This is a genomic window from Heyndrickxia sp. FSL W8-0496 (assembly GCF_038007825.1).
Classification (GTDB): Bacteria; Bacillota; Bacilli; order Bacillales; family Bacillaceae_C; genus Heyndrickxia; species Heyndrickxia oleronia.
In genome coordinates this window covers 3,440,321-3,463,791 of record NZ_JBBOXX010000001.1, presented here as the reverse complement: position 1 = coordinate 3,463,791, position 23,471 = coordinate 3,440,321, and the positions used below count along the sequence as shown (strand labels likewise).

Below are 23,471 nucleotides of genomic sequence, written 5' to 3'. Positions count from 1 at the left end.
TTTTTCGCTAATTAATAATAATGCCATGATCTCCTTGAACGGGAATCATGGCTGATAAAATAAACTATCCGTTATAAGCAATTATTTAGACAAAATTTTCTATTTAATAATCCTGCTTGGATTACCAACGACAGTTTTATTTGAAGGGATATCTTTTGTTACCACGGCGCCTGCCCCTACAATTGAATTTTCCCCAATGACGATTGCAGGAAGTAAAGTAGCATTATTACCAATTTTTGCTCCCTTTTTTACTATTGGACCTTGAAGTACAAAGTTGCCCATTCCCATATATTTATCATTAGATGTAGAGCAGCAAGGACCAAAAAATACTTCATCTTCAATTTCCATATCCGCAGTGATATAGCATCCAGTTTGGATCGTTACACGTTTTCCGATAGTTGTATTGTTTTCAACCATTACGTTTCGACCAATAATACTATCCTCTGCAATTGCTACATTTTCACGTATACTAGATAGATCCCCTACAAATACCCCACGCTTTAATAAAACAGATCGATAAATAACACAACTGCATCCAATAATCACATCATTTTCAATAATAAGTGGGACTAATTTTGTTGATGGCTTTCTTGCCATTTTTTTATTAGTAGATGTTCCTTTACCTAGTACCGTTAGATCATTAATTTGAACGTTATCCCCAATTTGTGTATTTGCTTTTATCGTCACATTATTTCCGATGCTGACATTATCGCCAATGGAAACATGTTCTTCTATTATGGTATTTTTGCCAATAGTTACATTTTTGCCGATCATAGCTGACTCGTGAATCACGATATCCATCCCTCATTCCATTAATCTAATTTGTTATAAATAGAGATCAATTGCTGTACTACCTTATCAGAGGCATGATAGTCTCTAACGTATTTTCTTCCTTGTTGACCAATCTCAAAACGTTTTTCAGGGTTATCAATTAGATCGGCTAATACATCATGAATATTTTCTGGAGTTGCCGTTACAATTGGAAGCTTATATGGAAGCTGATTTCTGACATCTTCTCGAATATATCCTACGACGACTTTACCCATCGCCATTGCTTCAACACTAAGCATTCCATATGTTCCTATTAAAAGTTGGTCAATAATGATATCTGAGTTCATATACATATCAAGCGCTTCTTTATGATTCATTTTTTCAATGAGGGTATAGTTAAACTGTTTTGTGCCTCTTAATTTTTCAATGGCATTATCAATGTAATCAGTGCCTTTAAATTCACGATTCGTTGGAGCGTGTATAATTAATGGTTCACTTTGATCTTTTCGAGGATATGAAGGTGTGAACTTTTTTATGTCAATGGCTAGAGGCAAGACATGTACATGTTTATAATAATCTTTTACATATGGATACACTTCATAATCTTGAACAATAGCGGTATCAATGTATTTACTAATTTCACTTAAGCGCTCGTGAATTTCTTCATCGGAAAAATAGCTTGGTGGGAGTGGATATGGATTAAGTTCCCTTGTTAATTTTGTCGTTCTTACATCATTCCCCCAATGATGCATGACCATTTTTTTACCTGCTTCCTTCATATGAGGTAGGTCTGAAAATCCTTGGAAGAACGTTTCACCATTATGGAAATGAAATAAATCTGCATGATGAATAAGTGTCGGAATTTCTCTTCCGATTTCAAATAAATCTGTATTAATAATATTGCTATTATAATTTAAATAGGTGTGGAACCAATTATACCCTCCAGCCTGATGACCATTATTTCGTAGCTCCTTACATAGTATTCCTATTTGACCCGCTATTTCAGTAGGTCCATGAATTATTCGCATAATATCTCTCCTTCCCCTACACTATATTCAATTAGATGAAAGGTGAAATAAGGAAACCGCATACTTTTTAGAAATCTCTTAGTATATTTGGTTAATTTATATAGTACGTAAGTGTTGAAGAATAACCATTTTTAGAACAAATAACTATTTTTAATAGAACGAACTTAACGTGGAATCTTTCTAGGTCTGTATTAGTTTTTGAACCCAAATTAAAAGTTTAATAGGCAAATTCACTTATAAACTACTAAAAATATGCGAATGCACTCCTCTATTGGCGGAAACAGAATGTGCAAATGTGTAATATCCTATAAGTAGAAGATAAGGAGGTGATGGTTAATGGCGGAAGAAAGAAAAGGGACGGATGGCGATGTTCAAGTTAATGTCAATGGAGAGCAATTAACCGAACTTGATGACGAGCAAGTCAAACAATTATTGAATTCAATTACAAGTAATATAGAAAGAACAATGGAAACTATGAATAAAACCTTAGCAACTGCGTTAAGTGATATAAATATGAATGGATTACCTAAAACAAATTTATTTAACATGATGCATCAATTTCCCAATCAATTAGCGAATATAGATCCAGTTAAATGGAAGGAGAAACTTCCTTCATTAGAAGCAGCAAATGATGAAGGTAAAATTCAACTTCTATTAAATAAGAAAAAAATTGTTGAGTTTGATTTATCGAACCTCATGAATGATGAATAAAACCAACAATTGTCCTGCGTTAAATGCGGATACAATGAATTTAATAGAACATAGACTATGGTATCAAGGACAGGAGGTGAATGGAATGTCGGTAAAAACAAAGCCTTATAGAATTTATAATTGTGATTCAGCTGGTCATTCTAGTGATCGTAAACATGATAAAAATAATCGTGAAAATGATGGTAAAGGAAACGGTAATGGAAATGGCAATGATGTAGTTAAATTACAAGGGGTTAGTTTTGGAGATTTACGCTCAACTGGAGGTAATGGAGGACCTGCAATTGCAACAGCAGGTACAAATTTTAGCATTTTAGCTAATAGTTCAGCTATTGCTGCTGGTGCAAATGGTGGTTTAGGTGGTGCCATTACAACGAATACAGCTAATACACCAATTAGCTTCTTAGATGGAAGCTTAAATGGAAACTTAAACGGGTTATTAAATGACAATTTGAATGATAACTTAAACGGAAATTTAAATGACAACTTTAGTAAAAATGAGAACTTTAGTGAAAATGAAAATAAAGCGATTGATAATGATGGAATTGATGTAATTTAAATACTTTTTCCTTAGACGTTCATAAGAAAGGAGGAGTGGTACGAATGAGTGAAATAAATAGTGTAGAATTAATGAAGGAAAAATTAATCGATTTAGGTTTGCCAGGTGATGTTGCAGCTAATTTGGCAGAAGGATTGGATGGGGCTACACCAACTGTTCATTCACATGCACAAGGGGGAAGGGGCGGTCATGCGTTAAATCTAACATACGTTGATAACTACTCAACCTTAATGCTTGTGTATACGTTCCTCTTAAATTCTTTGGACGATAAGGAAGAATCTAGAGTATTAAATCAATCCTTATTATCAACTCTACAAGCTGTAATCATTGAACAGCAGAAATATCGCGATGCATTTTTGGATGCAGTGAGAAATATAAATCAATATTAATTCATGGGGCTGTCTTATAAAAGAATGTGTTAGTTCTAATAAGACAGCCTTAATTACAAAATATGTAATGATAAAATATAGTCCTTCATATACATTATAGTAACCTATCTAGGCACCTTCCCCAATTCTAATGCATACACATAATACGTAATACTTACTATAGAACGGAGGAGCCATGTTGAGTATTCGTAAAAAACATTTTGAAGAAAGAAAACCTCTCCTATATATTATCCAGCCAAATTCGCAGTCTATTCCTGTTGATATGCAAAAGACATATATAAGTAAGGTATCCAATGAAAAACATGTGGAAGAAATAGACGATAGTGTTGAAAATGAACCTATTGTAGAAGCTTTACAATTACAAAAAGAAGTTGAAATCGAAACTCCTTCAGAAAATCAAATTAATAGTGAAAGTTCCTCTTTCATCATGTCAGAGATCCTTACTGAAACAATTCCTGAAGAAACCATAACTGAATTGAACCAGGAGCAAGAGGAAGATTCTTTACAAAGAGAAAACTCTAATCATCTTTTAGTTGAATCTGGATTTCGGAGAAAATCTTTTAGAACAATGGAGATAGGTGAAAAATTATATTTTTTAATTAATAAACCACGTTATTTGCCTAATTTAACCGTTGAAATTAGAACAGAATCTGTGAAATATACAGGGGTTGTACTAAGCTTTAATAATGGGATTGTACAGTTAGACCAATTACAAATGGGAGAAAGACCTATTGAAATCAATATGAACGATATAGTAGATATTAAAATTGCTACAAATTAAAGGAAAAGTCGATAAGAACTTTCTTATCGACTTTCCAGGTAATGGTCATTTTTCGTTTGAGGGGACGATAAATTTGAACCAACCATTTTTTATGATCTTTCCTGTTAGCAGTTTGGTAAGTGAATGTCATCTAAGCATTGAATTGCGATGAAGTTTCTTAAGTCTACAGTAATACAAGAATCTGAAAGGTGTAAATTTTCTTCAGGGCGATCAATTTGAGGGCAAGGGCTAGTTGTACATTCAGGTTCTAATACACGTAATACGGCGCAGCAACCTTCGACATTTTCTACTCTAAAGAAAATCGATTTACAGAAGAAATCAATTTTGTCATGAAGTTTTTTACCGTCCTTCTCGCATGGGCAATCATGACATCCTCCATCTGTAGGCTTGAAGAAGGCTTCAAATGGACCATCTTCTGTGTAAAGAATAAAAGGTCTTGTATTTTTTCGATGATGATGTTTTTTATGGGAATTAGCACCTAGTACAGGATTTAAACAATTTGTTGGGCAATTATTTTCATCTTCTTCTACAGCATCTTGCAAGTCATTTATGAAGTTTACAACATCGCATACACAATTTGTATGTTCATCGTGATTTTTGCAACCCATTTATAATTCAACTCCTTTGGTTTTTGTAATGTACATCACATTAATAGAATATTGAAATTGACCTGATTTTGTTACGAATGTCCTCGCTTTTTTTGAAAAATAGGCATAGGGTTATTCACCTATATACCAATCCTTTTTTATAACCTCTTTCTTTTACTAGACTATTGCCTAGTTGAAGTAGGAGGTTACCTATTCTTTTCGAACATTTATATCATATGAATGTTTGCTTAAAGGGGAAGATGTATATGGTTCATTCTTGGCTTTTATTTTTTGTGTTTGGTTTAGCTAGTTTTCGTTTAACGCGGCTGATTGTTTTTGATAAAATAACATCTTTTATCCGTAAACCATTTCATGAGGAAATTGAGATATCTGATGATGAAGGAAATATTGATACATACATAAAAATCAAAGGAACTGGCTTGAGGTCATGGATAGGTGAATTATTAAGTTGCTATTGGTGTAGTGGGATATGGTGCACCTTGATTTTATATGGTTTATGGTGGTTTTTTCCACATACTGCAGAACCATTAATTATCATTTTAGCTGTAGCTGGGTTAGCTGGAATCATTGAATCAATTATTTCAATGATTATAGACAAGTGACGTTAACAGGTCATAGTCAATAACATAAGATAAACATATACAGTGATTCATTTTTAGAAAGGATGAATAAAATTGAAAAAAATAAGTTCAAAACTTCCTGTTTTACCATCTGGATTAAAAAATACGAATGTCTCGAATGGAACCTGGATAAAAAAAAGCGGATGTGGCTGTGGGAAAAAAAAGGGAAAATAACAGGCTAACCGGCCTGTTATTTTTTTGCATTAAAAGAACATATGACGCTACCTATATTTTCCTCTTAATGAATGAACATAATTTGACCATTTTAGTTAAAAATAATGAATAACTTTTTGAATTTTACTTGAGGGGAATAATGAATGAGAAAACAGGGATTAGTACTGACCATTACAATTTTTTTTGCATTCAATTTAATAGGCTGTGATCAGCAGAAGGATAGCAAAGAGAGTAAGCTTGCCCTTATGAAAACAACTCAACCAGCACCAATTGATATTGACACAAAAACAAATAAGGAATCACTCTCTGAAGAAGTAAAACAGACTGTATTAAACAATCAAACGATATATGATGTGGCTGTAATCGAAGGAAAGAAACAGATCTTGGTTGCATATAAAGTGCGACACTTCTATCGCTTCAAAATGAAAAAAGTCGAGAAAGATTTAAAGGAGCAATTGGAAGCTAAATTTCCTGGAAAAAAATTTATTGTTTCGAGTGATTATAAAATATTCCTTGAATCTGTAAGACTTAAAGAAGCAGTAAAAGATCAAACCATTTCTCATGAAGAAGCGAATAAAAGGTTTAAAGAAATTATCAGGCTAACAGAAGAATTAACATAGGGGTGTGTAAAATGGCAAATAAAAATAAAACAAAAACTCCAGAACAAATTAAATATGACAAAATTGAAAAGAAACACGAAATAAAGCGTCCATTATTACAGAACTGTATTCGTGCCTTTTTGATTGGAGGGTTAATCTGTGTGATTGGACAGGCAGTTACATATTTTTATATTTACTTTTTTAATTTTACAGAACAGACGGCAGGTAATCCAACTGTTGCAACCATGGTATTTTTTGCAATGCTGTTAACTGGATTTGGTGTTTATGACCGATTAGGGCAATTTGCAGGAGCAGGAAGTGCCGTCCCAGTCATTGGTTTTGGAAATGCAGTTATTTCATCGGCAATCGAGCATCAAACGGAGGGCTATGTTTTAGGTGTAGGTGGAAATATCTTTAAATTAGCAGGTTCTGTTATCGTATTTGGTGTGTTTTCTGCTTTCGTAATTGCATTAATTAAAACCATCCTCATACAATGGGGGGGATTCTAATGTTAAAAGGATCACAAACATGGGTGTTTGAACAGCATCCTGCTATCCTTTCAACCGGAGTGGTTGGAGGGCCGTTTGAAAAGAATGGAAATATTGCAGAGGATTTTGATAAATTTCATGATGATCTTTGGATGGGACAGGATTCATATGAAAAAGCTCAAAAAGTTCTCATAGAAGATGCGGTTGAAGTACTCTTAAAAAAAATAGGGATAAAGGAAGAAGAAATCCGATTTTTCTTAGCTGGTGATTTAATCAATCAAATTACACCTTCAAGCTTTGCAGCACGAACAAATCAAATTCCTAATCTTGGTTTATTTAGTGCGTGTGCAACCTCTATGGAGGGTTTAGCATTATCTGCGTTTCTCATTAATTATAAGGGTGCAGATAAGATCATCACAGGTGCATCTAGTCATAATGCTTCTGCTGAAAAACAATTCCGTTATCCAACAGAGTATGGTGGTCAAAAGCCTCCTACTGCTCAATGGACTGTTACTGGAGCTGGATTTGCTTTAGTTGCTTCGGGTGAAAATCTTCAGAAGCCTCATCCTAGGATAACTTCAGCAACGATTGGAAAAGTAATTGATATGGGAATTTCTGATCCTTTTAATATGGGGGGAGCGATGGCTCCAGCAGCTGTAGATACAATCGAAAGACATTTACAAGACCTTAATATTGAGCCTCAATTTTATGATTTAATCATTACAGGTGATTTAGCAACGATTGGGCGCAATATTGCTTTAGATTTATTTCAGCAAAAAGGCCTTCCTATTGATGAAAGTTTTTTTAATGATTGTGGGTTGCTCATTTATAATAAAAATCAACCTGTATTAGCTGGAGCAAGTGGACCAGGCTGTTCGGCTACCGTTTTATATGGGCACTTATTAAATCAAATGAGAAAAGGCGTATATAAAAGGATACTAGTTGTTGCTACAGGTGCATTATTATCTCCATTATCGTTTCAACAAAATGAGACGATTCCATGTATCGCACACGCGGTATCAATTGAATACATGTAAATTGATTGTAACTGAAGGGTGGAATAAAAATGTTAGCAATGTTTTTTTGGGCATTTATTATAGGAGGAATCATTTGCTTAATTGGCCAATTGCTTTTTGATGTAGCAAAATTAACACCTGGCCATACATTAAGTCTTTTAGTCGTTATAGGAGCTATTTTATCAGGATTAGGATTATATGAACCACTAATTGACTTTGCTGGTGCAGGCGCAACGATACCAATTACTAGTTTCGGTAACTCTCTCGTTGAAGGGGCAATGAATGAAGCAGATAAACATGGAATTGTTGGTGTCTTAACAGGAATGTTCGAGGTCACTTCATCAGGTATTTCAGCTGCTATAATCTTTGGATTTATTGGTGCATTAATTTTTAAGCCTAAAGGGTAATACTCTAACGTTCATTATTTATCTTGCCACAAATTTACAGGGTAGTTTTTTTCCGGCGCCCATACACATTACCTTTGCCTAACATATTCTATTGATGAGAATAGAAAGTGAGGTGAACAGTCAATGTTTGGATACGGCGGATATGGTTGTGTAAGTAGCTGTGGATACGGTGGTTATGGATATGGAGGATTTAGAGGCGGCAGTACGTTTGTGTTAATTGTTGTTTTATTTATCCTTTTAATTATTGTAGGAGCAAGCTTTTGTTAATGTAATGCTTGAATGAGGATGAAGTGAAACGAAAAGTTTTACTTCATCCATTTTTTTTGAGCTCTTTTCCCAAAACATTGTAGTTATGAAAGTAAAGTTTTAACTTATTACGATCGGCTGAAGACTGATAGACCTTTCACTGAGAAAATTGCTGAAACTCCATAAAGAATCACGAAAAAATTTTTTGTGTTAACGCCTGCTTGCTCCTTTACAAAAACAACAAACTATTCGAAAACAGTTATTTTTATACATATAACCTATGATATTGGTATCATCTTACTTTCTTGTCCGCAAATGCTTTCACCTTTTATGTTCTCCCTTCATAACATAATGTAGTTGGAAAGGGAGGGCGAGAGAAAACATGGAAAATAATTTCTTTAAAAGCATTGAGAAAAAAACAGGCGTAAATATGAATGATATTTTTGAATTGGCTAATTCTCTGCAAAATGCGAACTTTAAGGATGAAAATACGGTACGTGGAATCATTAAACGAGTTTCCCAAATTGCCAATAAGCCAGTTTCTAAGGAACTTGAAGACAAGATGGTTCAATCTATTGTAAATGATGGAAAGAAGTTGGATATGAACACGATTTCCAAAATGTTAAACAATAAGAAGTAGTTTATTTAAAGGGGTGTCTTCACAAAAAACTATATCTAGAACGGATTGGTTTAGATATGTAGTGTGGGATAGCCCCAATACATATGTTTGAAATCATTTTAAATGGGTATGATTAAAGGAAAAAGTGGAAAAAAGGAGGGGGACGATATGGGTTATCGTTTAAATGTTGAAAATCCGCAATATCATCAATACCATCTGCGAATGATTAAACAAAATGAGCCATACAAGCTAATGAAAACCTCTAAGATTATGAATCCACCTTACTATAATGATGAAATAATATTGAATAAAAAAAATTATGTGTATGAAATACCAAACATTAAGAAAAAAACGTATCCAGAACTAACAGGAAAAGGAAGATTTATTAACGAATATATATAGATGAAGGATGATTAAATATAGGAGTGAACATATGGCAACAATTGATGACTTTCTGAAGTTGGATTTACGAATTGGAACAGTAATCAAAGCAGAACATTTCCCAGAAGCAAAAATTCCTGCTATTAAAATGGAAATTGATTTCGGTTAAGAAATTGGTATTAAACGATCGAGTGCTCAGATTACCAAACGTTATACACCAGAAGCATTAGTCGGAAACCAGGTGGTGGCAGTTGTAAATTTTCCACCCCGTAAAATTGCTGGTTATAAATCTGAAGTCCTTGTTCTTGGAGGTGTTCCTGAAAAAGGAGATGTAATTTTACTTCAGCCCACTTTAGATGTGCCCAATGGAACGTCAATCGCATAAATTAGGAGACGAGAATATACATAGATAATGTACAAACTAGTCTCCAATTATAAGAATACTTATACTTCTTTTTCCATAGTTTTATGTGGAATTCCAGCATCTAAGAATTCAGAAGAAACCACCTGGTATCCTAATTTTTCATAGAAAGGGATGGCATGGGTTTGAGCATTCAGCTTTAGCACCTTGATATCCATGCCAGATGCATAACTATGTATGGCATCCATGATCATTTTCCCTGCACCTTTTCCACGGTAGGAAGGGAGAACACAAATGCGTTCTACTTTCCCTTTTCCTTCGACAACTCGGAAGCGACCTGCAGCAACCGCCTTTTGAACATCATATAGCACAAAATGTATTGAGTCATTCTCGTACTCATCAATTTCTTCTGCAACATCAACATGTTGTTCTTCCACAAAAACTTTTTTACGAATTTTAAAAGCATCATTTAATTGTTCTTCAGTAGTTGCTTGAATAGCTTTCACGATTTAGTTATTCCTCTCCTAAGCGATATGTTTCATAAACGGTCCAGGATCCGTTTTCAAGCTGATATAATAAGTGGATTCGATCAATAATTTCTTCATGATTGATCCCAAGCATCCGAAGCTGACCATATACGTCTGAGTGTTCATCATTGGATAGCTTTTGGCCAATCGTAATATGAGGAACAAATGCATACTCAGGTTCTCCACCAGGTAGTTCAGCATATAATGTCTTGTGTAATTGTTCCAATTCTTCTGTTGGTTCAACTTTGAAATAAATCGTATTATTAACAGGCTGGAATGAGCTTACCTTTGTAATATTCACTTTCATTGGTTCGAACTGTTTAGTAAGCTTAGTAAGTTTTTCCGTAATATCTTTTATTTCATCATTAGAAGATTCAAAGATATGTTTAAGAGTAAGGTGTGGAGGAATCAACGCATAATGGGGATCGTATCTTTTCCTGTAGGAATTTGCAAGATCTTGTAGCTGTTTAGATGGAAACATGACAATACCGTATTTCATATTTTATTACCTCCTTAAAATTTGTTGGATAGAATACTACCATTATAACAATTTTTCGGAAAATTTAACATAATAAACACTTTTCATGCTAAAAAGTCATTTTTAATGCTCTTTTTAAATCTGATTGCCAAAACTTCCATGTATGATTCCCATCGAATTCCTCATAAAAATTAGGATACCCTTTTTCTCCAAGAAGCTGATGTAGCTCGCGATTTGGTGTCAGAAAATCCTCTATATTTCCATTTGTGGTTTTAACCTCTGTTTCTCTTAAACCTATAATATGATACACATCCAGTAATTGCGGATTAGGATGGTTTCGAACGGCTTCTAATACTTTTTCATCAACAAGTGGTGATTGTAAGATGACTTTCCCAAATATATTTGGGTATTTCACAGCAGTCATTAATGATACTGTTGCGCCTAAAGAATCTCCAATAAGAACTCGTCCATTCCCAACATGTAATGTAGGATAGTGCTGATCTAAATATGGAACAAGCTCATGCGCTAAAAATCGTATGTAGGCAGCATTTTGTTCACCATCTGGATGATATTTTTTTCTACGATCATGAACATTTCGATAAGGAATGCCAACAATAATAACGTTTTCAATTTCTCCGTTTTCTAATAATTCATCTGCAACACGTGCAATTCTCCCAAGCTGGAAATAATCTTTCCCATCTTGTGCAATTAATAAATTATATTTATATAATGGTGAAAAATTAGCTGGCAAATAGACCAAGATATTTAATGATTCCCCTAATTCCTTACTATCAAACATAAAATCTTTAATGGTGCTTTTTGATGTAGTCAAGATTCATCCTCCTATCTCCTATAACTAATATTACTTCGAAAAAATAAAAAAGGAAATACTTTCTATGTTTATTCAAAAAAAATATTGACATATAAATCGAATTCACTTATATTTATTATTGTCCTAGCATATTATTATGATTCTGTAGCTCAGCTGGGAGAGCACCACCTTGACAGGGTGGGGGTCGCTGGTTCGAGCCCAGTCAGAATCATAAACCAAACCCTAGAGCCTCAACGGTTCTAGGGTTTTTACTTTTTCTTAGCATCAAGTGTTAAGGTTTTGTTGACGAAATGCTTAAATACTATTACTTTTGAGAAGAAAATATGCTTTCATTACGCAATCCAATAAACTTAATGTTAAATATCCCTTATCAATTGAGAGGGCTTTTTTGTTGGATTTATTAAAAATCTATTCGTTAATGTGATTATTATTATTATTAACTTCTTCCTACATTGTTTATTTCCATTCCTCATGCATTTATATGATTAAAATACACCATTTTTGTATCATTTTCATACATTATAAATACTAATAAGAGGAGAGTGGTTATTTTGCTTAGGTTAACATCAGAAGTAACAAAACAATTATTAGCAATAGCGGAGGAAAAATCTAAACTAATAGGACTTTCAAGCAATATTGCAATTGTTGACAACGGAGGAAACTTAATTGCTTTTCATCGAATGGAACATGCTCGAATTGCAGGCATTGATATTTCTATTAATAAGGCTTGGACGAGTGTAAGTATGCAACAACCAACAGCGAATTTAACCCAAGCTGCACAACCGGGAGGTCCGTCTTTTGGTATCAACACAACCAACAATGGAAGAATTGTCATTTTAGGGGGAGGTATCCCATTAGTGAGCAATGGGACAATTGTTGGAGGAATTGGAGTAAGTGGTGGTACTAGTACTCAAGACACTGAGATTGCTAATGCTGTGGTTCGAGCATTTGAGAAAATGGATAAAAAGTCAAGAGATTCAGTTAAAAATACTGGAATAGGATATATACCATATTACATCGGATAAGTAATCCTTTCTCTCGAACGAGGGTTTATTAGATTTCCTGTATATTTTCAACGCCTTTATGTACCACTACTTATAAGCATCACTTCTAATTCCATATTTTTATTCAGTATTAGAGATGGTTTTGGATTCCTAGAACTTTTAAAGAAAATAAAAAACCTCCTCATAAGGAAGGGCTTTTTAGTAATTGTTTTTTCCTCTGTTATTATCAAAATTACAGGAATTAATTATTAATTGAATTTACATGCTCAATGATAGTTTTAATCCACTGTCTAACTTTTACTTCTTTTTCTTCAAATGTATAATCTAAAGAAAGAGTAAGCCAATGAAGATTCTGGGGTAATAAATGTATTTTTTTTCTTAATTCAATATTACTGTACTCCTCTTCATCAAGGAAAACTAACCCTTCTTTAGGGTCTAACTTATGGTAAACACGAGCTGAATATTCTTTGTTGTTAATAGTAACAGTATAGTGTCCTCTTACTCTGGGATCACACCTAAAATGGTAACCTTTTAATTTTTTGAGTGAGTATTCAAATCCTTGCAATTGGGCATCACTAATAAAAAAGTGTTTAAAGGCATATTTATTTTCTTTGTGTTTCTCTCTATTTACGTCATAAGTGTCGTACATAAGATTAATTTCAGGATTTTTTGAGATGTTTTTATTATGTTTATTATAAAGTTCTAAATAAGGCATTAAACGATCTTTTAGCAAATACTCAATATGATTATAATCTAAATTACTACCATAAGATAAAATAAGCACATTTTTCAATTATTTGGACCCCCATCCGGTAAAGAATTATGGAATAACCCTACTTTGGACTTCTTTTCCTATCCTAATACTAATAATAATAACCCTATTTAACAATGATTCTTACTAATGAACCCCTATAGCATATCAACTTGTCAAGATGGGGGGCGCTAGTTCAAGCCCCAGTCAGAACAACCAAACCCTAGAGCCTTAACGGTTCTAGGGTTTTTGCTTTTTCCTTCAATTGGAAATTTAACTCTTACTGAGTTAGATTCAATATTTTCCGTGATTTATCAAATCGATCAGTAATTTAAAAAAAGTAAATTCATAAAGCTAAGAAATCTTTTTTTCCATAATAATTAAATCCCTCTTAATCCCATCTAATATAGCAACTTCCGGTAGATGAGCCCATTTCTCAAAACCGAAACTTGAAAATAGACCAATACTGGGCTCGTTGTGTCCAAAGATGAATCCAAGTAAGGTATCAATACTAAGGTTAGGACATTCCTCTATAACTTTTTTTAGAATCTTCTTCCCTAATCCTTTACCTCTAAAACTTTCATGAAAATAAATACTTACTTCAGCAGTAGCATTATAAGCGGGCCTTCCGTAAAAAGACTGAAGACTTACCCAACCACATATTTGGCCTTCATATTCTACAACCCACAAAGGTCTTTTTTTTGGATTATGTTCATTAAACCAACCTAATCTATCGTTTATTGATACAGGTTCAGTATCAGCAGTTACCATTCGACTTGGAACGGTTGAGTTATAAATCTCAACAATAATCGGTAAATCTTCAATACTTGCATCTTTAAATGTTATGTTTTCTGACATAATAGGCTCCCTTGGAGATATCGTTTAAACTCTAATTTTATGTTGTATTACGTAATATGATTATTGCAATAAAAAGTAGAATTTCTTATTCTAATTAAATTAGTTTCTTTTTTTAAAAAGTATATATAAAGAAAATTGGTAATGTCTCCTACATGATCTAATAGGGAATGTTTAACAATTTAGTGATGTAACCCCAAAAATATCAGCTGTGAATTATAAAATGCTTAAGTAAAAAAATTACGGTTATTACTTTGATGTAAAATGGTTAATTTTGACCGTCAGCGTATTGGTTAATCCTTTTAACGAATTTCATATTGAGAACAAGAGATGAAAATATGAGTGGATATAATAATCCTGAATACCAGAATTTCCATCCATTGTAGTAAAAAAATCCAGTTATTAAAGTAAACCATTCAAAAATAATCGAGAATATAGACCATCCTAAAATATAATATATTTTGTTTAATAACCTCTTTTCAAAAGGAAAAAAATTAAGAAATAAGTAGCTGATTGAAGGGAAATATAAAAAAGTACTGAGTAATCCTCCCCAGTCAAACCCTTTATGGATATAACCATAAAGATGATAGTGTAAATCCAATATTATATCGGTTATTAAACCATAGGAAAAAGCAAAAAAGCATGTTGCATATATTTCTATTTTGTTTATATTTTTAGGAATAACAAAGGCTATTATGTTAAAAATGATAAATATAATAATGATTAATTTCCACAAATCAAATGTCCTTTCTACGTATGCATTATTTTAGCTACTCCTAAAGCAAAGTGACTCCAAAGTATGTTTTCAATAAACTCTGCCTGATTTTCTTCACAATTGATAATTAGAATAACTTCAGAATGCTTTCCCTTTAAAATTCTTTTTCTCTTTTTAATTACACATTCAATAAAAAGTCTAATAATAAATCCCAAAACAAATCCAATACATGCACTAATTAACCCCCAATAAATAGGGCCCCATGAGAGTTTAAAACCAATACTAGCACCAATCACTGAAAATCCTGTCGCAAGTGCCATTCCGATATCAACAAGTGATGTTCCATCTGAACGATGAATAGAATCAAACATTTTTCTTTCTTCTGTCCGATTGTCCAAGGGAACTGCAAAAATATTCTCCTTATGTATCCCTTTCTTCTCTAAAGTAGCGATAGCCATTTCTAAAAAAATACTATTTTCAAATGTTGAATATAATTGCATACTAATCACTTCACTTTTTGCCCTTTTATAATTCGAAAGCTTGAAGCTTGATAATGTTCTTGTAAATATTTTCTTTGTTCCTTTTCATAAAGCTTATTATTTTCAACAGTATTCATATAAGAATCGAAAATCGAAAATCCATAGACTGATGGAATAAATAAAAGCCATTGTGGATCCAGAACTGAAATACTTTTCTGAACCTTCCCTAAAAATAATAAGGAGATCGCTTCTAAAGCATGTGAATAATAAAAAAATATAACTAACCATATGATGACGAAAAACGAGGTTAATATCCTGTGTATATAAAGTTGTCCCAATCCTGGAATAAAAAGCGACCAAATTACTGATAGAAAGGGGCTCCTTTTGTCTAGGTAATTGATTTCTATCGCACCTAAGCTAAAAGAATTAATTCGATGTTCTTCGTGTTCTGCTAATAAAGAAACCTTATTCAGATCAACCGTAGTACGATAACTATCCCAGATAGCAAAGAGGTAAACAGGAATATACATAAGAAGCCATCTTGTATCCAAAACATCCTTTGCCAAGTCGATTTTACCTTGAAAGGAATAAACCATAGCAAGATTAAGGTTAGACTTTAAATTTACAATAACTTCCCACATAAAAAGCATATAACCTCTGATATATTTTGATAAAAGAAGATGACCAAAACCCGGAAAGGCAGCGGACCACCACCCGATTATGTAAGGGTTTCTTAAATGAATTTGCGTAGTACCAACAACACTTACATGTGCTCTATAGCGTCTTGCGGTATTATCATTTGAGTAATTGTCCATTAAATGTCACCTATAGTCAATTTTTATTGAAATTAGTTTTCCACAAATTAGATTCTTTATCCGATTTCTTTACCGACTCTATTTTAGAGAATCTTATTTTTTTGAAAAAGCTTAAATACTAAAGAGTTATGTAATGGGAACGAAAAAACATCTTACTTACTTCTTGTGGGGAAAATTGGTTATTTTGATATATAAAGAGAGAATGACAATTTTAATAGCGGTAGTTGGGGATTATTGAGCATATCAAATGAGTATTACGCCTAATTTTATTTTCTTGAATAGAGGTAATAAAAAAGAGAGGGGGAAAGGATAACCCAAGGATATAAGAAACTGCAAATCGCTCAGTGCTACAAAAGATTTTAATCGTTACTCTCTTATAAATAATGAAAATGCCCTTTAGCTTTAAACAATATAAGTTTATTGTCTAAACTAAAGGGCTAGCCTTAGAAATCATTATTTCCTAATAAATTTCCAGTCAATGTGATTCCATTAAACAATTCACTCCATGCATCATCATTCCCTTCCCATCGATTTGGGTCATTAGGAATGAGGACCGAGCAAATATTCTCATCGATCAAGTTAAGATCCAACACTTCATTATTGTCATGATAATTAATGAGAAGAATGGTAAAGTTTCCTTTTACAATTCCTGATAAGACAGATTTTAATCTTACAGCTTCTTCAGAGGTTCCCATTAATCGAACAAGTAGAATCGATTGACAGTTTTCTAATTGATGCAAAAAGCGTTGGGCTCTTCTATCAAATTTAGCTTTTGCTTCCGTATACGATGCTGTCCAATCATTCCTTATAGGAAAATCATGCATTGAGTAGAGGTTATATAGTGTTTCTCTGACATTATAGTAGTGACTACCAGGATCCTGGCCATCGATGACAAGGTAATTATTATCCATGAAATTTGTGAATTTATTACTTATAAGTAAACTAATAACATCTAATGAACGTGTTGCAATCCAATCAAATGGTCCAGAAGACTTTCGCAATTGTAATCGGTCTAATTGATGGGCCGGCTGGCAGTTATCACCAATGCTTGCGATGTAATCATATGAACCTTTAATATCTTCTATTTTCATAAAATCATTCCTCTAGAATAATATGCTTACCTTTTTGTTACCGTGTCATATCATTTGATACTTAATCGAAGAAGATGGTTTTACCATTTCTAATTGACTCTTTTATTTTCATAGCAACAGATAGTGCCTTTGTTGCCTCACTAGTACTGACAATAGGTGTTTGTTGGTTTTGAATCGATTGTATGAAATGTTGGATTTCTGCCTGCAAAGGTTCAATGGGAGGTACTTTGATTTTTTCAATTGAGTTATCAATCGTTGTTGAAAGGTATTGATTGAAAATAGGTCTATTATAAACAAGAAGTTCCTTCGTCAAGTAATCCGCTGTGAGCACACGTTCTTGTTCAGTAACCGAAATCGTTCTTAGGGATTTTTGGGATGAACGATTAGCAATAAGACTTGCAATAATCCCATTTTCAAACCTTAATAAAGCATTAACGATATTGGGCTGTGCATCCTTTTGTGATGAATAAGCAGCTATGGCTGTTACACTTACTAAAGGACTGTTCGCAAGGTCTAAAATAATATCAATATCATGGATCATTAGGTCGAGAACGACATCTACATCAAGATTTCGTTCCGTTGCACATAACCGACTTGCTTCCAAACTAATAATTTTTGAGGAATCCATTATGTCATTCAACCTTTGAATGACTGGATTAAATCTTTCAATATGTCCTACTTGAATAACGCAGTTTTGAATGGTATTGCTGAATTCAATTAATTTCTCAGCATCCTTTAATGAACTAACAAACGGTTTTTCTACAAATACATGTTTGCCATTTTGAATAGCTTCGTAGGTATAACTATAATGAAATGTTGTTGGTACAGAAATTATGACTGCATCCACTTTAGAAAGCATATCTTCAAAAGTAGAAAAAGCTATCACATTATAAGTATTAGCGATGTCTTCACAAACACTTTGATTTTTATCATAAATACCTATAAAATCTACATTTCTTAAAATACTTAAAATTCTGCAATGGTTTTTGCCCATTACTCCAACTCCAGCAATACCAAATTTTATTGCTTTCAAATATATTCACCACTCATTCATATACACTTATTAACAAAAGTCTAATTTCCTTATTGGAGTTTGGAAGAAATATCTTTTTTTCATTCTTCAAAAGATATTAATTGTATTTTATATTGCTGGTAAGATACCCTCTGCTTTTAAAATATTTAAAATATATTCAGCTCTAGCTTTATAAGTGTGGGGCTGTACTGCAACTGTTCCTAAGCTACTAATCTGTTTTCTTTCCCATTCGTTTTGTAAGTAATAATGTACTAAATTTAATGTTTCATAGGGACTTGAGGACACCACTAGGTCACGACCAGGTAAGAAAAGCTGTCTTACTGCAGGGGTGTCAGATGTTAAAAGGAACCCGCCTGCTGCAAGAATTTCATAAGTCCGTTGAGTGACTTGAGTAGTGAAATTTTGTAATCCAATGACTATTTTTGCAGAACTATATATTTTTTTACAATCGAGATAGGGCAAAGTCCCATGAATCCAATCTGGATTGATTTCCATATCGATATAAGGATTTATTTTTTCCCACCCTTTTCCGAAAATATCTATACGTACATTGTTTTCTATTAATGGGCAAATCAATTGTTTCATTGATTCGATGCGGTAATCAATATTCCAAGTATCAAAGACCCATTCATATGAATTGGCTACTAAGGCAATATTAAAATTATACTCAGGTATAGGTGGTACAGGGTGATGAATCGATGGCTGATAGCCCCAATCTAAATGTGCAGCTTTAATTCCTAAAGATCGGTAATAATCAACTATAGGTGCAGTAAGTGTAAAAACATAATCTGGTTCAGTACGTTGGATTAAGGGTAGTACAAAGGTTGATGTAAATGAAGGATCCTCAATTGACCAATAAACATGCGGAATATTCCTTGGCTTTACGTAGTTTTTTATCCAAATTTGATTTTCAACCGTTTGTTCTAATCCCCAACCATTTGTAATCACAAGCTCTGGCTTAAAAAGTTCCAGAGAATTTACGACGGCATCTAAATTGTCCGCCCCCATAACTAATACTTCATGACCTGCATCACGAAAACCATTTGAGAGCAAATGCATCATTGCATCATTGCTATCAAAACAAAATACTCTCATTGAATACATCCTTTCAAAATAAATTGTTTGTTTGCTTAACTGATATCAAATGGGCTATTGCATTTAAAAGTTTAAAGTGACAAAATACCCTCGTTTCTTAGAACTTGAAGCATATATTCAACTCGATTTCGATAGGTGTGTTGAAGGGCTGCTGTATATCCTTGATTTGCAATGGTTTGTCTTTCTCCTTCAGCTTGTAAATAGTAGATAACATTATTTAGCGTTTCCTGAGGAGAAGAGGATACTACAAGGTGTTTACCTGGCTCAAACAGTTGCCGAACAGCAGGTGTATCTTGAGATAATAAAAAGCCTCCTGCTCCAAGAACTTCATAGGTTCGTTGAGTTACCTGTGTTGTGTAATTCTGAAAACCAATATTAATTTTTGCAGAATTATACACCTTGTTGCATTCATGAAAGGGAAGAGGACCATGCAACCAAGTTGGATCAATAGTAAGTCCCAAATATGCAAACATTTCCTGCCAGCCTTTGCCCCAAATATCAACTCTGATATTGTTTGCTACAAGAGGAATGACTAAATTTCGTATCGATTCCATGCGTTGATCGACTGAATATTGATTTAATATCCAATCATAAGAATTAGCAATAACTGCAATATCAACTGCATACTGAGGGTCAGGTGTTGTTGGGTAATGAATGGTTGGCTGAACACCCCAATCCATGTAACCAGCACGAAATCCTAAAGATTGAAAATAACTAATTTTGGAAGAACAAATAGTGAAAATATAATCAGGTTGACTTACCATAATTAATGGAACGACAAAGTTATCTGTATAAAGTGGATCTTCAACTGACCAATAGACATGCGGAATTTGTCTAGCTTGAACACAGGTTTTTATCATATATTGTTTTTCATGAGTTTGTTCCTGTCCCCAACCATATGTTACGACTAAATCTGGAGAAAATTGGTCCATCATCGTGGAAAGATGTGTAAAGTCTGCAATAGAACCAGAGATCATAATCTCATGTCCAGCACTTGAAAATCCATTTGGAAGTAGGTTCATTAAAACTTCGTTGCTATCGATAAAAAGTACCTTCATGAAGATAGTCCCTTCTATAATTGTATTGGCCTCTCTGCAACTAATTATCATGCTATACTCATTATCACATTGGAAAAAATGAAAGTGTTTTTGCATAAGAATTATGCGAAAGTAGCCTTTTAATGTATCCTATTCCGTTTTATTGTCTTGGAAACGACGGATGTCCAATACAGTGATAAATGTGTTCAGAACTTTTTATTAGTAATTTGGTTAGAAAAACATAGAAAAAAGATTGTTTAACAAGAAGCTAGACTTCAAAAGAAATACTATATCTGAAAAAAGACTAGTTAATGCTAGATATAGTATTGGTGTGATGTCTGTACTAATCGTTAAACAATCTTGACATTTGGTTGCTTCTTTTGGCAATTTGGAGGAATGTAATAAAAAGGGAAAGTTATTTAACCTTTTTTTCATGGCATCTTTTAGTGATATTTCTAACCATTTTTTCTAACATGTATGTGGTAAATAAAGGTCCAATATCATTTCGAATTGATTGACTAGCTGCATTTATACACAATGTGTGTTTTGGCAGTGATTGTTTTAAGACTTATTGTTGGTCAACTAGTGTTAGGTATGTCTTTTAAAGCTACTGATCGAAATCATTTTGGTTGGGGAGCTCATCGTTTGATTCATTATAAAAAACAGAATAATGTTCAATATCTTGCTAATTGCAGATCCTAGAGCTAATCCAAAGTGAGGAGTGAAATGGTTGAAGCTTGTTGGAAAGAGATAAGCTGAATATAATTAAAAATTTAAGAGTAGGTAAACTCAGCAGAACCAAGTCAACCCACTCCAAAAGGGGGAAAGTATCTTTTTTTGGATACAATGTAAGTGTATAGAAGAATTACTAAGATTTTGTTAACTCATAATTAAGCTTTCGTAAATATCAACCTTTTTTGACTTTTTTTATTATACTAGCACTAAAAGCGATGATAAAAACAATAGTAGTAAAACCAAACCCTACAAATGGTAAGTATTCCATAGCTAGCTTTAGCACAATACGACGATCCTTTCGCTATAGTGTTCTATTCAATATCATTGCCATATAAATGAAAAAATACATAAAAAAACCTGCAAAGATTGCAGGTTTTTTATGTATATCTATTTAGGAAAAGGGATAGATCTCCATTACAATAATAAATATGAGCATTAGAAAGACAATTGCAGAAAATGCAATAAGAGCAATCTTTTTCATAGGAATACCCCCAAATGAATCTCTAAATTTATCCCTTTCATAAAATTTATGAAAACTAGAAAAGTTATGAAAAGGCGATGTAATAATCACATGTTACCAAATTCCTATAAATTAAGCTATATTTTATTATAGTTTTGGATGTATTCTTTGAGGAAAAATTATTTGAGAAGTAATGGAGAATCATCACTAGGATTGATTATAGAGAATTACACGATTGCACGAAAAGAAAGCTCATGATCTGGATTGATCACATTACTTAATAACATAATATCATCGAGAATTTCTTTTTTGATCTCTTCATCTTTACAATGATTAAAATCTTGAAAAAGGCGTCCCATTTCTTTGATAAAAAGTAGATATTCATCCTCTCTTATCACGATACTGTTCCCCCTAAGTATATAGTCATATTCATTATATAGTAACTATGTACCATAAGTGAAGGGGGAATTTGTAGAATTTTAATGAATTTCTACGAAAACAAAAACTAGATCCTCCCTACCCCTGAACAATGTTCGCAAATATTAGAGTATATATCATAACCATAACCGTCACAAAAATGACAAATTGAATATTTTTTATCTAAATAAATATTAGAAAAATCCTCAAACTGATCAAATCGTTCTTCTTCATACATCATGGACAACCTCCCAGTTCATTCGATAGTAGGTTGTCCCAAAATAAAAATTGTATGTATTGCTTTATCGATTTAAAGCGGTGGGGGTCAGACCCCGAAGATGATATTATTATCTTTTCGAGCTTTTTCTGTTATTGAAAGGACTGTTGTACTTAATTGTTTTAATTCGTTGTATGTGTTGTTATCTTTTGTTTGGATGATTTGAATGAAGGTGTTAATTTCATAGATCATATCATGTTCATCTTGTTGTACTTCAAATGATGTTCTTTTATTGGATTTATGGTCAATCCATTCTAAAGTTGTTGGTGTGACGCTGTTTAATACAATGGTACCAGATTCCCCATGGATTTCTGAGGGCATAAAGGACTGAGAAATTTTTGAGCACATGATCGTACAGGTAAAATCATTATATTTTAGTATAAGTGTACCATTTCCATCCACACCACTATTTAAAATAACAGGATGATAGGATATGTTTTCAGGTTCTCCAAAAAGTTTGATTGCAAGTGAAAGAGGATATACCCCTAAATCAACCAATGCCCCGCCTGAATATTTTGGTGAGAAGACATTAGGGATGTTTCCGTCTAAAAATGCATCATACCTCGAAGAATATTGAATATAGTGGAGATTTGCACTCCGTACCTTCCCGATGCATGATAAATGTTTAATTAATTGTTCCATATTTGGGGTATGAATATTTCGTATTGCTTCAAATAAGTAAACCCCATGCTGCTCAGCTATTTTATAGGCTTGTTCCAATTCCTCTGTAGTTGAAAAAATAGGTTTTTCACAAATGACATGGATGCTATGGGTAAGAAAAAGTATGGCTTGTTCAAAGTGCAGGGAATTCGGTGAGGCAATATAAACAATGTCGATTTCAGGATTTTCTGCAAGTTCTTGAAGATTATCCGTATAATTTTTTGCCCCATGCAATGCTGCAAATTCCTTTGCTTTTTCCATTGAACGAGAATAGACAGCTTGTAAAGTTAATTGATTCGTTTTTTTGGCAGATTCGATAAAAGTTGAAGTAATCCAGTTAGTACCTATTGTTGCAAGTCTCATTTATTAACACTCCTAACATACATCTAGATAATGTTATTCTACATGTTTCCTGACTTTGAGTCATTCTAAATTTGAGCAGAAAAATCGTTTAA

General features: G+C 33.2%; 31 protein-coding genes, 1 tRNA gene and 1 pseudogene. 15 read left to right on the top strand and 18 right to left on the bottom strand.

Features of this window, described 5'->3' with window-relative positions; all coding sequences use genetic code 11:
- Positions 1–99 precede the first annotated feature (99 nt).
- Positions 100–792 carry an N-acetyltransferase gene (locus NST63_RS17435; protein WP_212942369.1) on the bottom strand — a complete coding sequence of 231 codons (693 nt, stop codon included), beginning with the start codon at positions 790–792 and terminating at the stop codon, positions 100–102.
- Positions 793–812: 20 nt separating this feature from the next.
- Entirely contained in the window at positions 813–1,799 is a 987-nt protein-coding gene (locus NST63_RS17430) for a glycosyltransferase family 4 protein (protein ID WP_212942368.1), read from the bottom strand.
- A 336-nt stretch (positions 1,800–2,135) separates the two neighbouring features.
- Here NST63_RS17430 and NST63_RS17425 point away from each other — a divergent pair, with 336 nt between their 5' ends.
- From NST63_RS17425 to NST63_RS17410, 4 genes are all read left to right on the top strand, one after another.
- On the top strand, positions 2,136–2,510 hold the full coding sequence (locus tag NST63_RS17425; RefSeq protein ID WP_212942367.1) for a hypothetical protein: 375 nt from the start codon (positions 2,136–2,138) through the stop codon (positions 2,508–2,510).
- An 85-nt stretch (positions 2,511–2,595) separates the two neighbouring features.
- The gene (locus NST63_RS17420) at positions 2,596–3,066 is read left to right on the top strand and encodes a hypothetical protein (RefSeq protein WP_212942366.1); all 471 of its coding nucleotides are present in this window, start codon (positions 2,596–2,598) and stop codon (positions 3,064–3,066) included.
- 44 nt (positions 3,067–3,110) lie between these two features.
- Positions 3,111–3,455 carry a hypothetical protein gene (locus tag NST63_RS17415; RefSeq protein WP_212942365.1) on the top strand — a complete coding sequence of 115 codons (345 nt, stop codon included), beginning with the start codon at positions 3,111–3,113 and terminating at the stop codon, positions 3,453–3,455.
- A 178-nt stretch (positions 3,456–3,633) separates the two neighbouring features.
- Entirely contained in the window at positions 3,634–4,236 is a 603-nt protein-coding gene (locus NST63_RS17410; RefSeq protein WP_212942364.1) for a CotO family spore coat protein, read from the top strand.
- A gap of 104 nt (positions 4,237–4,340) precedes the next feature.
- Here the strand turns inward: NST63_RS17410 and NST63_RS17405 are convergent, their stop codons facing one another.
- Positions 4,341–4,844 carry a CotY/CotZ family spore coat protein gene (locus tag NST63_RS17405; protein WP_212942362.1) on the bottom strand — a complete coding sequence of 168 codons (504 nt, stop codon included), beginning with the start codon at positions 4,842–4,844 and terminating at the stop codon, positions 4,341–4,343.
- A gap of 245 nt (positions 4,845–5,089) precedes the next feature.
- Here NST63_RS17405 and NST63_RS17400 point away from each other — a divergent pair, with 245 nt between their 5' ends.
- The 9 genes and pseudogenes from NST63_RS17400 to csaA all read left to right on the top strand — a co-directional run bounded on the left by NST63_RS17400 (position 5,090) and on the right by csaA (position 9,779).
- On the top strand, positions 5,090–5,446 hold the full coding sequence (locus NST63_RS17400; RefSeq protein WP_212942361.1) for a DUF1360 domain-containing protein: 357 nt from the start codon (positions 5,090–5,092) through the stop codon (positions 5,444–5,446).
- Between the two features lie 335 nt (positions 5,447–5,781).
- On the top strand, positions 5,782–6,258 hold the full coding sequence (locus tag NST63_RS17395; protein WP_212942359.1) for a YhcN/YlaJ family sporulation lipoprotein: 477 nt from the start codon (positions 5,782–5,784) through the stop codon (positions 6,256–6,258).
- A gap of 11 nt (positions 6,259–6,269) precedes the next feature.
- Positions 6,270–6,746: a stage V sporulation protein AC gene (gene spoVAC / locus NST63_RS17390; RefSeq protein ID WP_212942357.1), complete on the top strand. Its 477-nt coding sequence runs from the start codon at positions 6,270–6,272 to the stop codon at positions 6,744–6,746.
- Positions 6,746–7,762, top strand: coding sequence for a stage V sporulation protein AD (spoVAD, locus tag NST63_RS17385; RefSeq protein WP_212942355.1), 1,017 nt, complete (start codon positions 6,746–6,748; stop codon positions 7,760–7,762). The genes spoVAC and spoVAD overlap by 1 nt, the downstream gene beginning before the upstream one ends.
- Before the next feature lie 29 nt (positions 7,763–7,791).
- On the top strand, positions 7,792–8,148 hold the full coding sequence (gene spoVAE, locus NST63_RS17380; protein WP_058006515.1) for a stage V sporulation protein AE: 357 nt from the start codon (positions 7,792–7,794) through the stop codon (positions 8,146–8,148).
- A 123-nt stretch (positions 8,149–8,271) separates the two neighbouring features.
- Positions 8,272–8,415 (top strand): YjcZ family sporulation protein, encoded by a 144-nt coding sequence (locus tag NST63_RS17375; RefSeq protein WP_212942353.1) that lies wholly within the window; start codon positions 8,272–8,274, stop codon positions 8,413–8,415.
- Between the two features lie 361 nt (positions 8,416–8,776).
- On the top strand, positions 8,777–9,034 hold the full coding sequence (locus NST63_RS17370) for a stage VI sporulation protein F (protein ID WP_212942351.1): 258 nt from the start codon (positions 8,777–8,779) through the stop codon (positions 9,032–9,034).
- Positions 9,035–9,181: 147 nt separating this feature from the next.
- Positions 9,182–9,415: a hypothetical protein gene (locus tag NST63_RS17365; RefSeq protein WP_212942349.1), complete on the top strand. Its 234-nt coding sequence runs from the start codon at positions 9,182–9,184 to the stop codon at positions 9,413–9,415.
- 31 nt (positions 9,416–9,446) lie between these two features.
- Positions 9,447–9,779: pseudogene (gene csaA / locus NST63_RS17360) on the top strand (chaperone CsaA).
- 59 nt (positions 9,780–9,838) lie between these two features.
- Here the strand turns inward: csaA and NST63_RS17355 are convergent.
- From NST63_RS17355 to NST63_RS17345, 3 genes are all read right to left on the bottom strand, one after another.
- The gene (locus NST63_RS17355; protein ID WP_341043104.1) at positions 9,839–10,261 is read right to left on the bottom strand and encodes a GNAT family N-acetyltransferase; all 423 of its coding nucleotides are present in this window, start codon (positions 10,259–10,261) and stop codon (positions 9,839–9,841) included.
- A gap of 7 nt (positions 10,262–10,268) precedes the next feature.
- Entirely contained in the window at positions 10,269–10,781 is a 513-nt protein-coding gene (locus NST63_RS17350; protein ID WP_212942345.1) for a YjcG family protein, read from the bottom strand.
- Positions 10,782–10,869: 88 nt separating this feature from the next.
- Positions 10,870–11,559, bottom strand: a complete 690-nt coding sequence (locus NST63_RS17345) for an alpha/beta hydrolase (RefSeq protein WP_436580156.1) — start codon at positions 11,557–11,559, stop codon at positions 10,870–10,872.
- A 171-nt stretch (positions 11,560–11,730) separates the two neighbouring features.
- Here NST63_RS17345 and NST63_RS17340 point away from each other — a divergent pair.
- A tRNA-Val gene (locus NST63_RS17340) sits at positions 11,731–11,803 on the top strand.
- Positions 11,804–12,143: 340 nt separating this feature from the next.
- Entirely contained in the window at positions 12,144–12,617 is a 474-nt protein-coding gene (locus tag NST63_RS17335) for a GlcG/HbpS family heme-binding protein (protein ID WP_212942342.1), read from the top strand.
- A 220-nt stretch (positions 12,618–12,837) separates the two neighbouring features.
- On the opposite strand, the gene NST63_RS17330 is transcribed toward NST63_RS17335, so the two are convergent.
- The 12 genes from NST63_RS17330 to NST63_RS17280 all read right to left on the bottom strand — a co-directional run bounded on the left by NST63_RS17330 (position 12,838) and on the right by NST63_RS17280 (position 23,379).
- Positions 12,838–13,389 carry a hypothetical protein gene (locus tag NST63_RS17330; protein ID WP_212942340.1) on the bottom strand — a complete coding sequence of 184 codons (552 nt, stop codon included), beginning with the start codon at positions 13,387–13,389 and terminating at the stop codon, positions 12,838–12,840.
- A gap of 312 nt (positions 13,390–13,701) precedes the next feature.
- Positions 13,702–14,205: a GNAT family N-acetyltransferase gene (locus NST63_RS17325; protein ID WP_341043101.1), complete on the bottom strand. Its 504-nt coding sequence runs from the start codon at positions 14,203–14,205 to the stop codon at positions 13,702–13,704.
- A gap of 265 nt (positions 14,206–14,470) precedes the next feature.
- The gene (locus NST63_RS27800) at positions 14,471–14,938 is read right to left on the bottom strand and encodes a CBO0543 family protein (protein ID WP_373312599.1); all 468 of its coding nucleotides are present in this window, start codon (positions 14,936–14,938) and stop codon (positions 14,471–14,473) included.
- A 14-nt stretch (positions 14,939–14,952) separates the two neighbouring features.
- On the bottom strand, positions 14,953–15,417 hold the full coding sequence (locus NST63_RS17320) for a hypothetical protein (RefSeq protein ID WP_212942336.1): 465 nt from the start codon (positions 15,415–15,417) through the stop codon (positions 14,953–14,955).
- A gap of 5 nt (positions 15,418–15,422) precedes the next feature.
- Positions 15,423–16,211 (bottom strand): hypothetical protein, encoded by a 789-nt coding sequence (locus tag NST63_RS17315; protein WP_341043097.1) that lies wholly within the window; start codon positions 16,209–16,211, stop codon positions 15,423–15,425.
- 443 nt (positions 16,212–16,654) lie between these two features.
- Positions 16,655–17,302 (bottom strand): DUF1796 family putative cysteine peptidase, encoded by a 648-nt coding sequence (locus tag NST63_RS17310; protein WP_341043094.1) that lies wholly within the window; start codon positions 17,300–17,302, stop codon positions 16,655–16,657.
- A 61-nt stretch (positions 17,303–17,363) separates the two neighbouring features.
- Complete coding sequence (locus tag NST63_RS17305) at positions 17,364–18,335, bottom strand: Gfo/Idh/MocA family protein (protein WP_212942331.1); 972 nt, start codon at positions 18,333–18,335, stop codon at positions 17,364–17,366.
- Positions 18,336–18,443: 108 nt separating this feature from the next.
- Entirely contained in the window at positions 18,444–19,430 is a 987-nt protein-coding gene (locus NST63_RS17300; RefSeq protein ID WP_212942330.1) for a CgeB family protein, read from the bottom strand.
- Between the two features lie 71 nt (positions 19,431–19,501).
- Positions 19,502–20,488, bottom strand: coding sequence for a CgeB family protein (locus NST63_RS17295; RefSeq protein WP_212942329.1), 987 nt, complete (start codon positions 20,486–20,488; stop codon positions 19,502–19,504).
- Between the two features lie 1,401 nt (positions 20,489–21,889).
- Positions 21,890–22,060 carry a hypothetical protein gene (locus NST63_RS17290; RefSeq protein WP_169793004.1) on the bottom strand — a complete coding sequence of 57 codons (171 nt, stop codon included), beginning with the start codon at positions 22,058–22,060 and terminating at the stop codon, positions 21,890–21,892.
- Between the two features lie 107 nt (positions 22,061–22,167).
- Positions 22,168–22,317: a hypothetical protein gene (locus NST63_RS17285; RefSeq protein WP_212942325.1), complete on the bottom strand. Its 150-nt coding sequence runs from the start codon at positions 22,315–22,317 to the stop codon at positions 22,168–22,170.
- A gap of 87 nt (positions 22,318–22,404) precedes the next feature.
- The gene (locus NST63_RS17280) at positions 22,405–23,379 is read right to left on the bottom strand and encodes a Gfo/Idh/MocA family protein (RefSeq protein ID WP_212942323.1); all 975 of its coding nucleotides are present in this window, start codon (positions 23,377–23,379) and stop codon (positions 22,405–22,407) included.
- Positions 23,380–23,471: the final 92 nt, after the last annotated feature.

Bases quoted from the DNA above. Each gene is read 5' to 3' on its own strand.
- NST63_RS17430 (WP_212942368.1), bottom strand. From the start codon at position 1,799: ATGCGAATAATTCATGGACCTACTGAAATAGCGGGTCAAATAGGAATA.
- NST63_RS17425 (WP_212942367.1), top strand. From the start codon at position 2,136: ATGGCGGAAGAAAGAAAAGGGACGGATGGCGATGTTCAAGTTAATGTC.
- NST63_RS17420 (WP_212942366.1), top strand. From the start codon at position 2,596: ATGTCGGTAAAAACAAAGCCTTATAGAATTTATAATTGTGATTCAGCT.
- NST63_RS17415 (WP_212942365.1), top strand. From the start codon at position 3,111: ATGAGTGAAATAAATAGTGTAGAATTAATGAAGGAAAAATTAATCGAT.
- NST63_RS17405 (WP_212942362.1), bottom strand. From the start codon at position 4,844: ATGGGTTGCAAAAATCACGATGAACATACAAATTGTGTATGCGATGTT.
- NST63_RS17400 (WP_212942361.1), top strand. From the start codon at position 5,090: ATGGTTCATTCTTGGCTTTTATTTTTTGTGTTTGGTTTAGCTAGTTTT.
- NST63_RS17395 (WP_212942359.1), top strand. From the start codon at position 5,782: ATGAGAAAACAGGGATTAGTACTGACCATTACAATTTTTTTTGCATTC.
- spoVAC (WP_212942357.1), top strand. From the start codon at position 6,270: ATGGCAAATAAAAATAAAACAAAAACTCCAGAACAAATTAAATATGAC.
- spoVAD (WP_212942355.1), top strand. From the start codon at position 6,746: ATGTTAAAAGGATCACAAACATGGGTGTTTGAACAGCATCCTGCTATC.
- spoVAE (WP_058006515.1), top strand. From the start codon at position 7,792: ATGTTAGCAATGTTTTTTTGGGCATTTATTATAGGAGGAATCATTTGC.
- NST63_RS17375 (WP_212942353.1), top strand. From the start codon at position 8,272: ATGTTTGGATACGGCGGATATGGTTGTGTAAGTAGCTGTGGATACGGT.
- NST63_RS17370 (WP_212942351.1), top strand. From the start codon at position 8,777: ATGGAAAATAATTTCTTTAAAAGCATTGAGAAAAAAACAGGCGTAAAT.
- NST63_RS17365 (WP_212942349.1), top strand. From the start codon at position 9,182: ATGGGTTATCGTTTAAATGTTGAAAATCCGCAATATCATCAATACCAT.
- NST63_RS17350 (WP_212942345.1), bottom strand. From the start codon at position 10,781: ATGAAATACGGTATTGTCATGTTTCCATCTAAACAGCTACAAGATCTT.
- NST63_RS17345 (WP_436580156.1), bottom strand. From the start codon at position 11,559: ATGTTTGATAGTAAGGAATTAGGGGAATCATTAAATATCTTGGTCTAT.
- NST63_RS17325 (WP_341043101.1), bottom strand. From the start codon at position 14,205: ATGTCAGAAAACATAACATTTAAAGATGCAAGTATTGAAGATTTACCG.
- NST63_RS17320 (WP_212942336.1), bottom strand. From the start codon at position 15,417: ATGCAATTATATTCAACATTTGAAAATAGTATTTTTTTAGAAATGGCT.
- NST63_RS17315 (WP_341043097.1), bottom strand. From the start codon at position 16,211: ATGGACAATTACTCAAATGATAATACCGCAAGACGCTATAGAGCACAT.
- NST63_RS17310 (WP_341043094.1), bottom strand. From the start codon at position 17,302: ATGAAAATAGAAGATATTAAAGGTTCATATGATTACATCGCAAGCATT.
- NST63_RS17300 (WP_212942330.1), bottom strand. From the start codon at position 19,430: ATGAGAGTATTTTGTTTTGATAGCAATGATGCAATGATGCATTTGCTC.
- NST63_RS17295 (WP_212942329.1), bottom strand. From the start codon at position 20,488: ATGAAGGTACTTTTTATCGATAGCAACGAAGTTTTAATGAACCTACTT.
- NST63_RS17285 (WP_212942325.1), bottom strand. From the start codon at position 22,317: ATGTATGAAGAAGAACGATTTGATCAGTTTGAGGATTTTTCTAATATT.
- NST63_RS17280 (WP_212942323.1), bottom strand. From the start codon at position 23,379: ATGAGACTTGCAACAATAGGTACTAACTGGATTACTTCAACTTTTATC.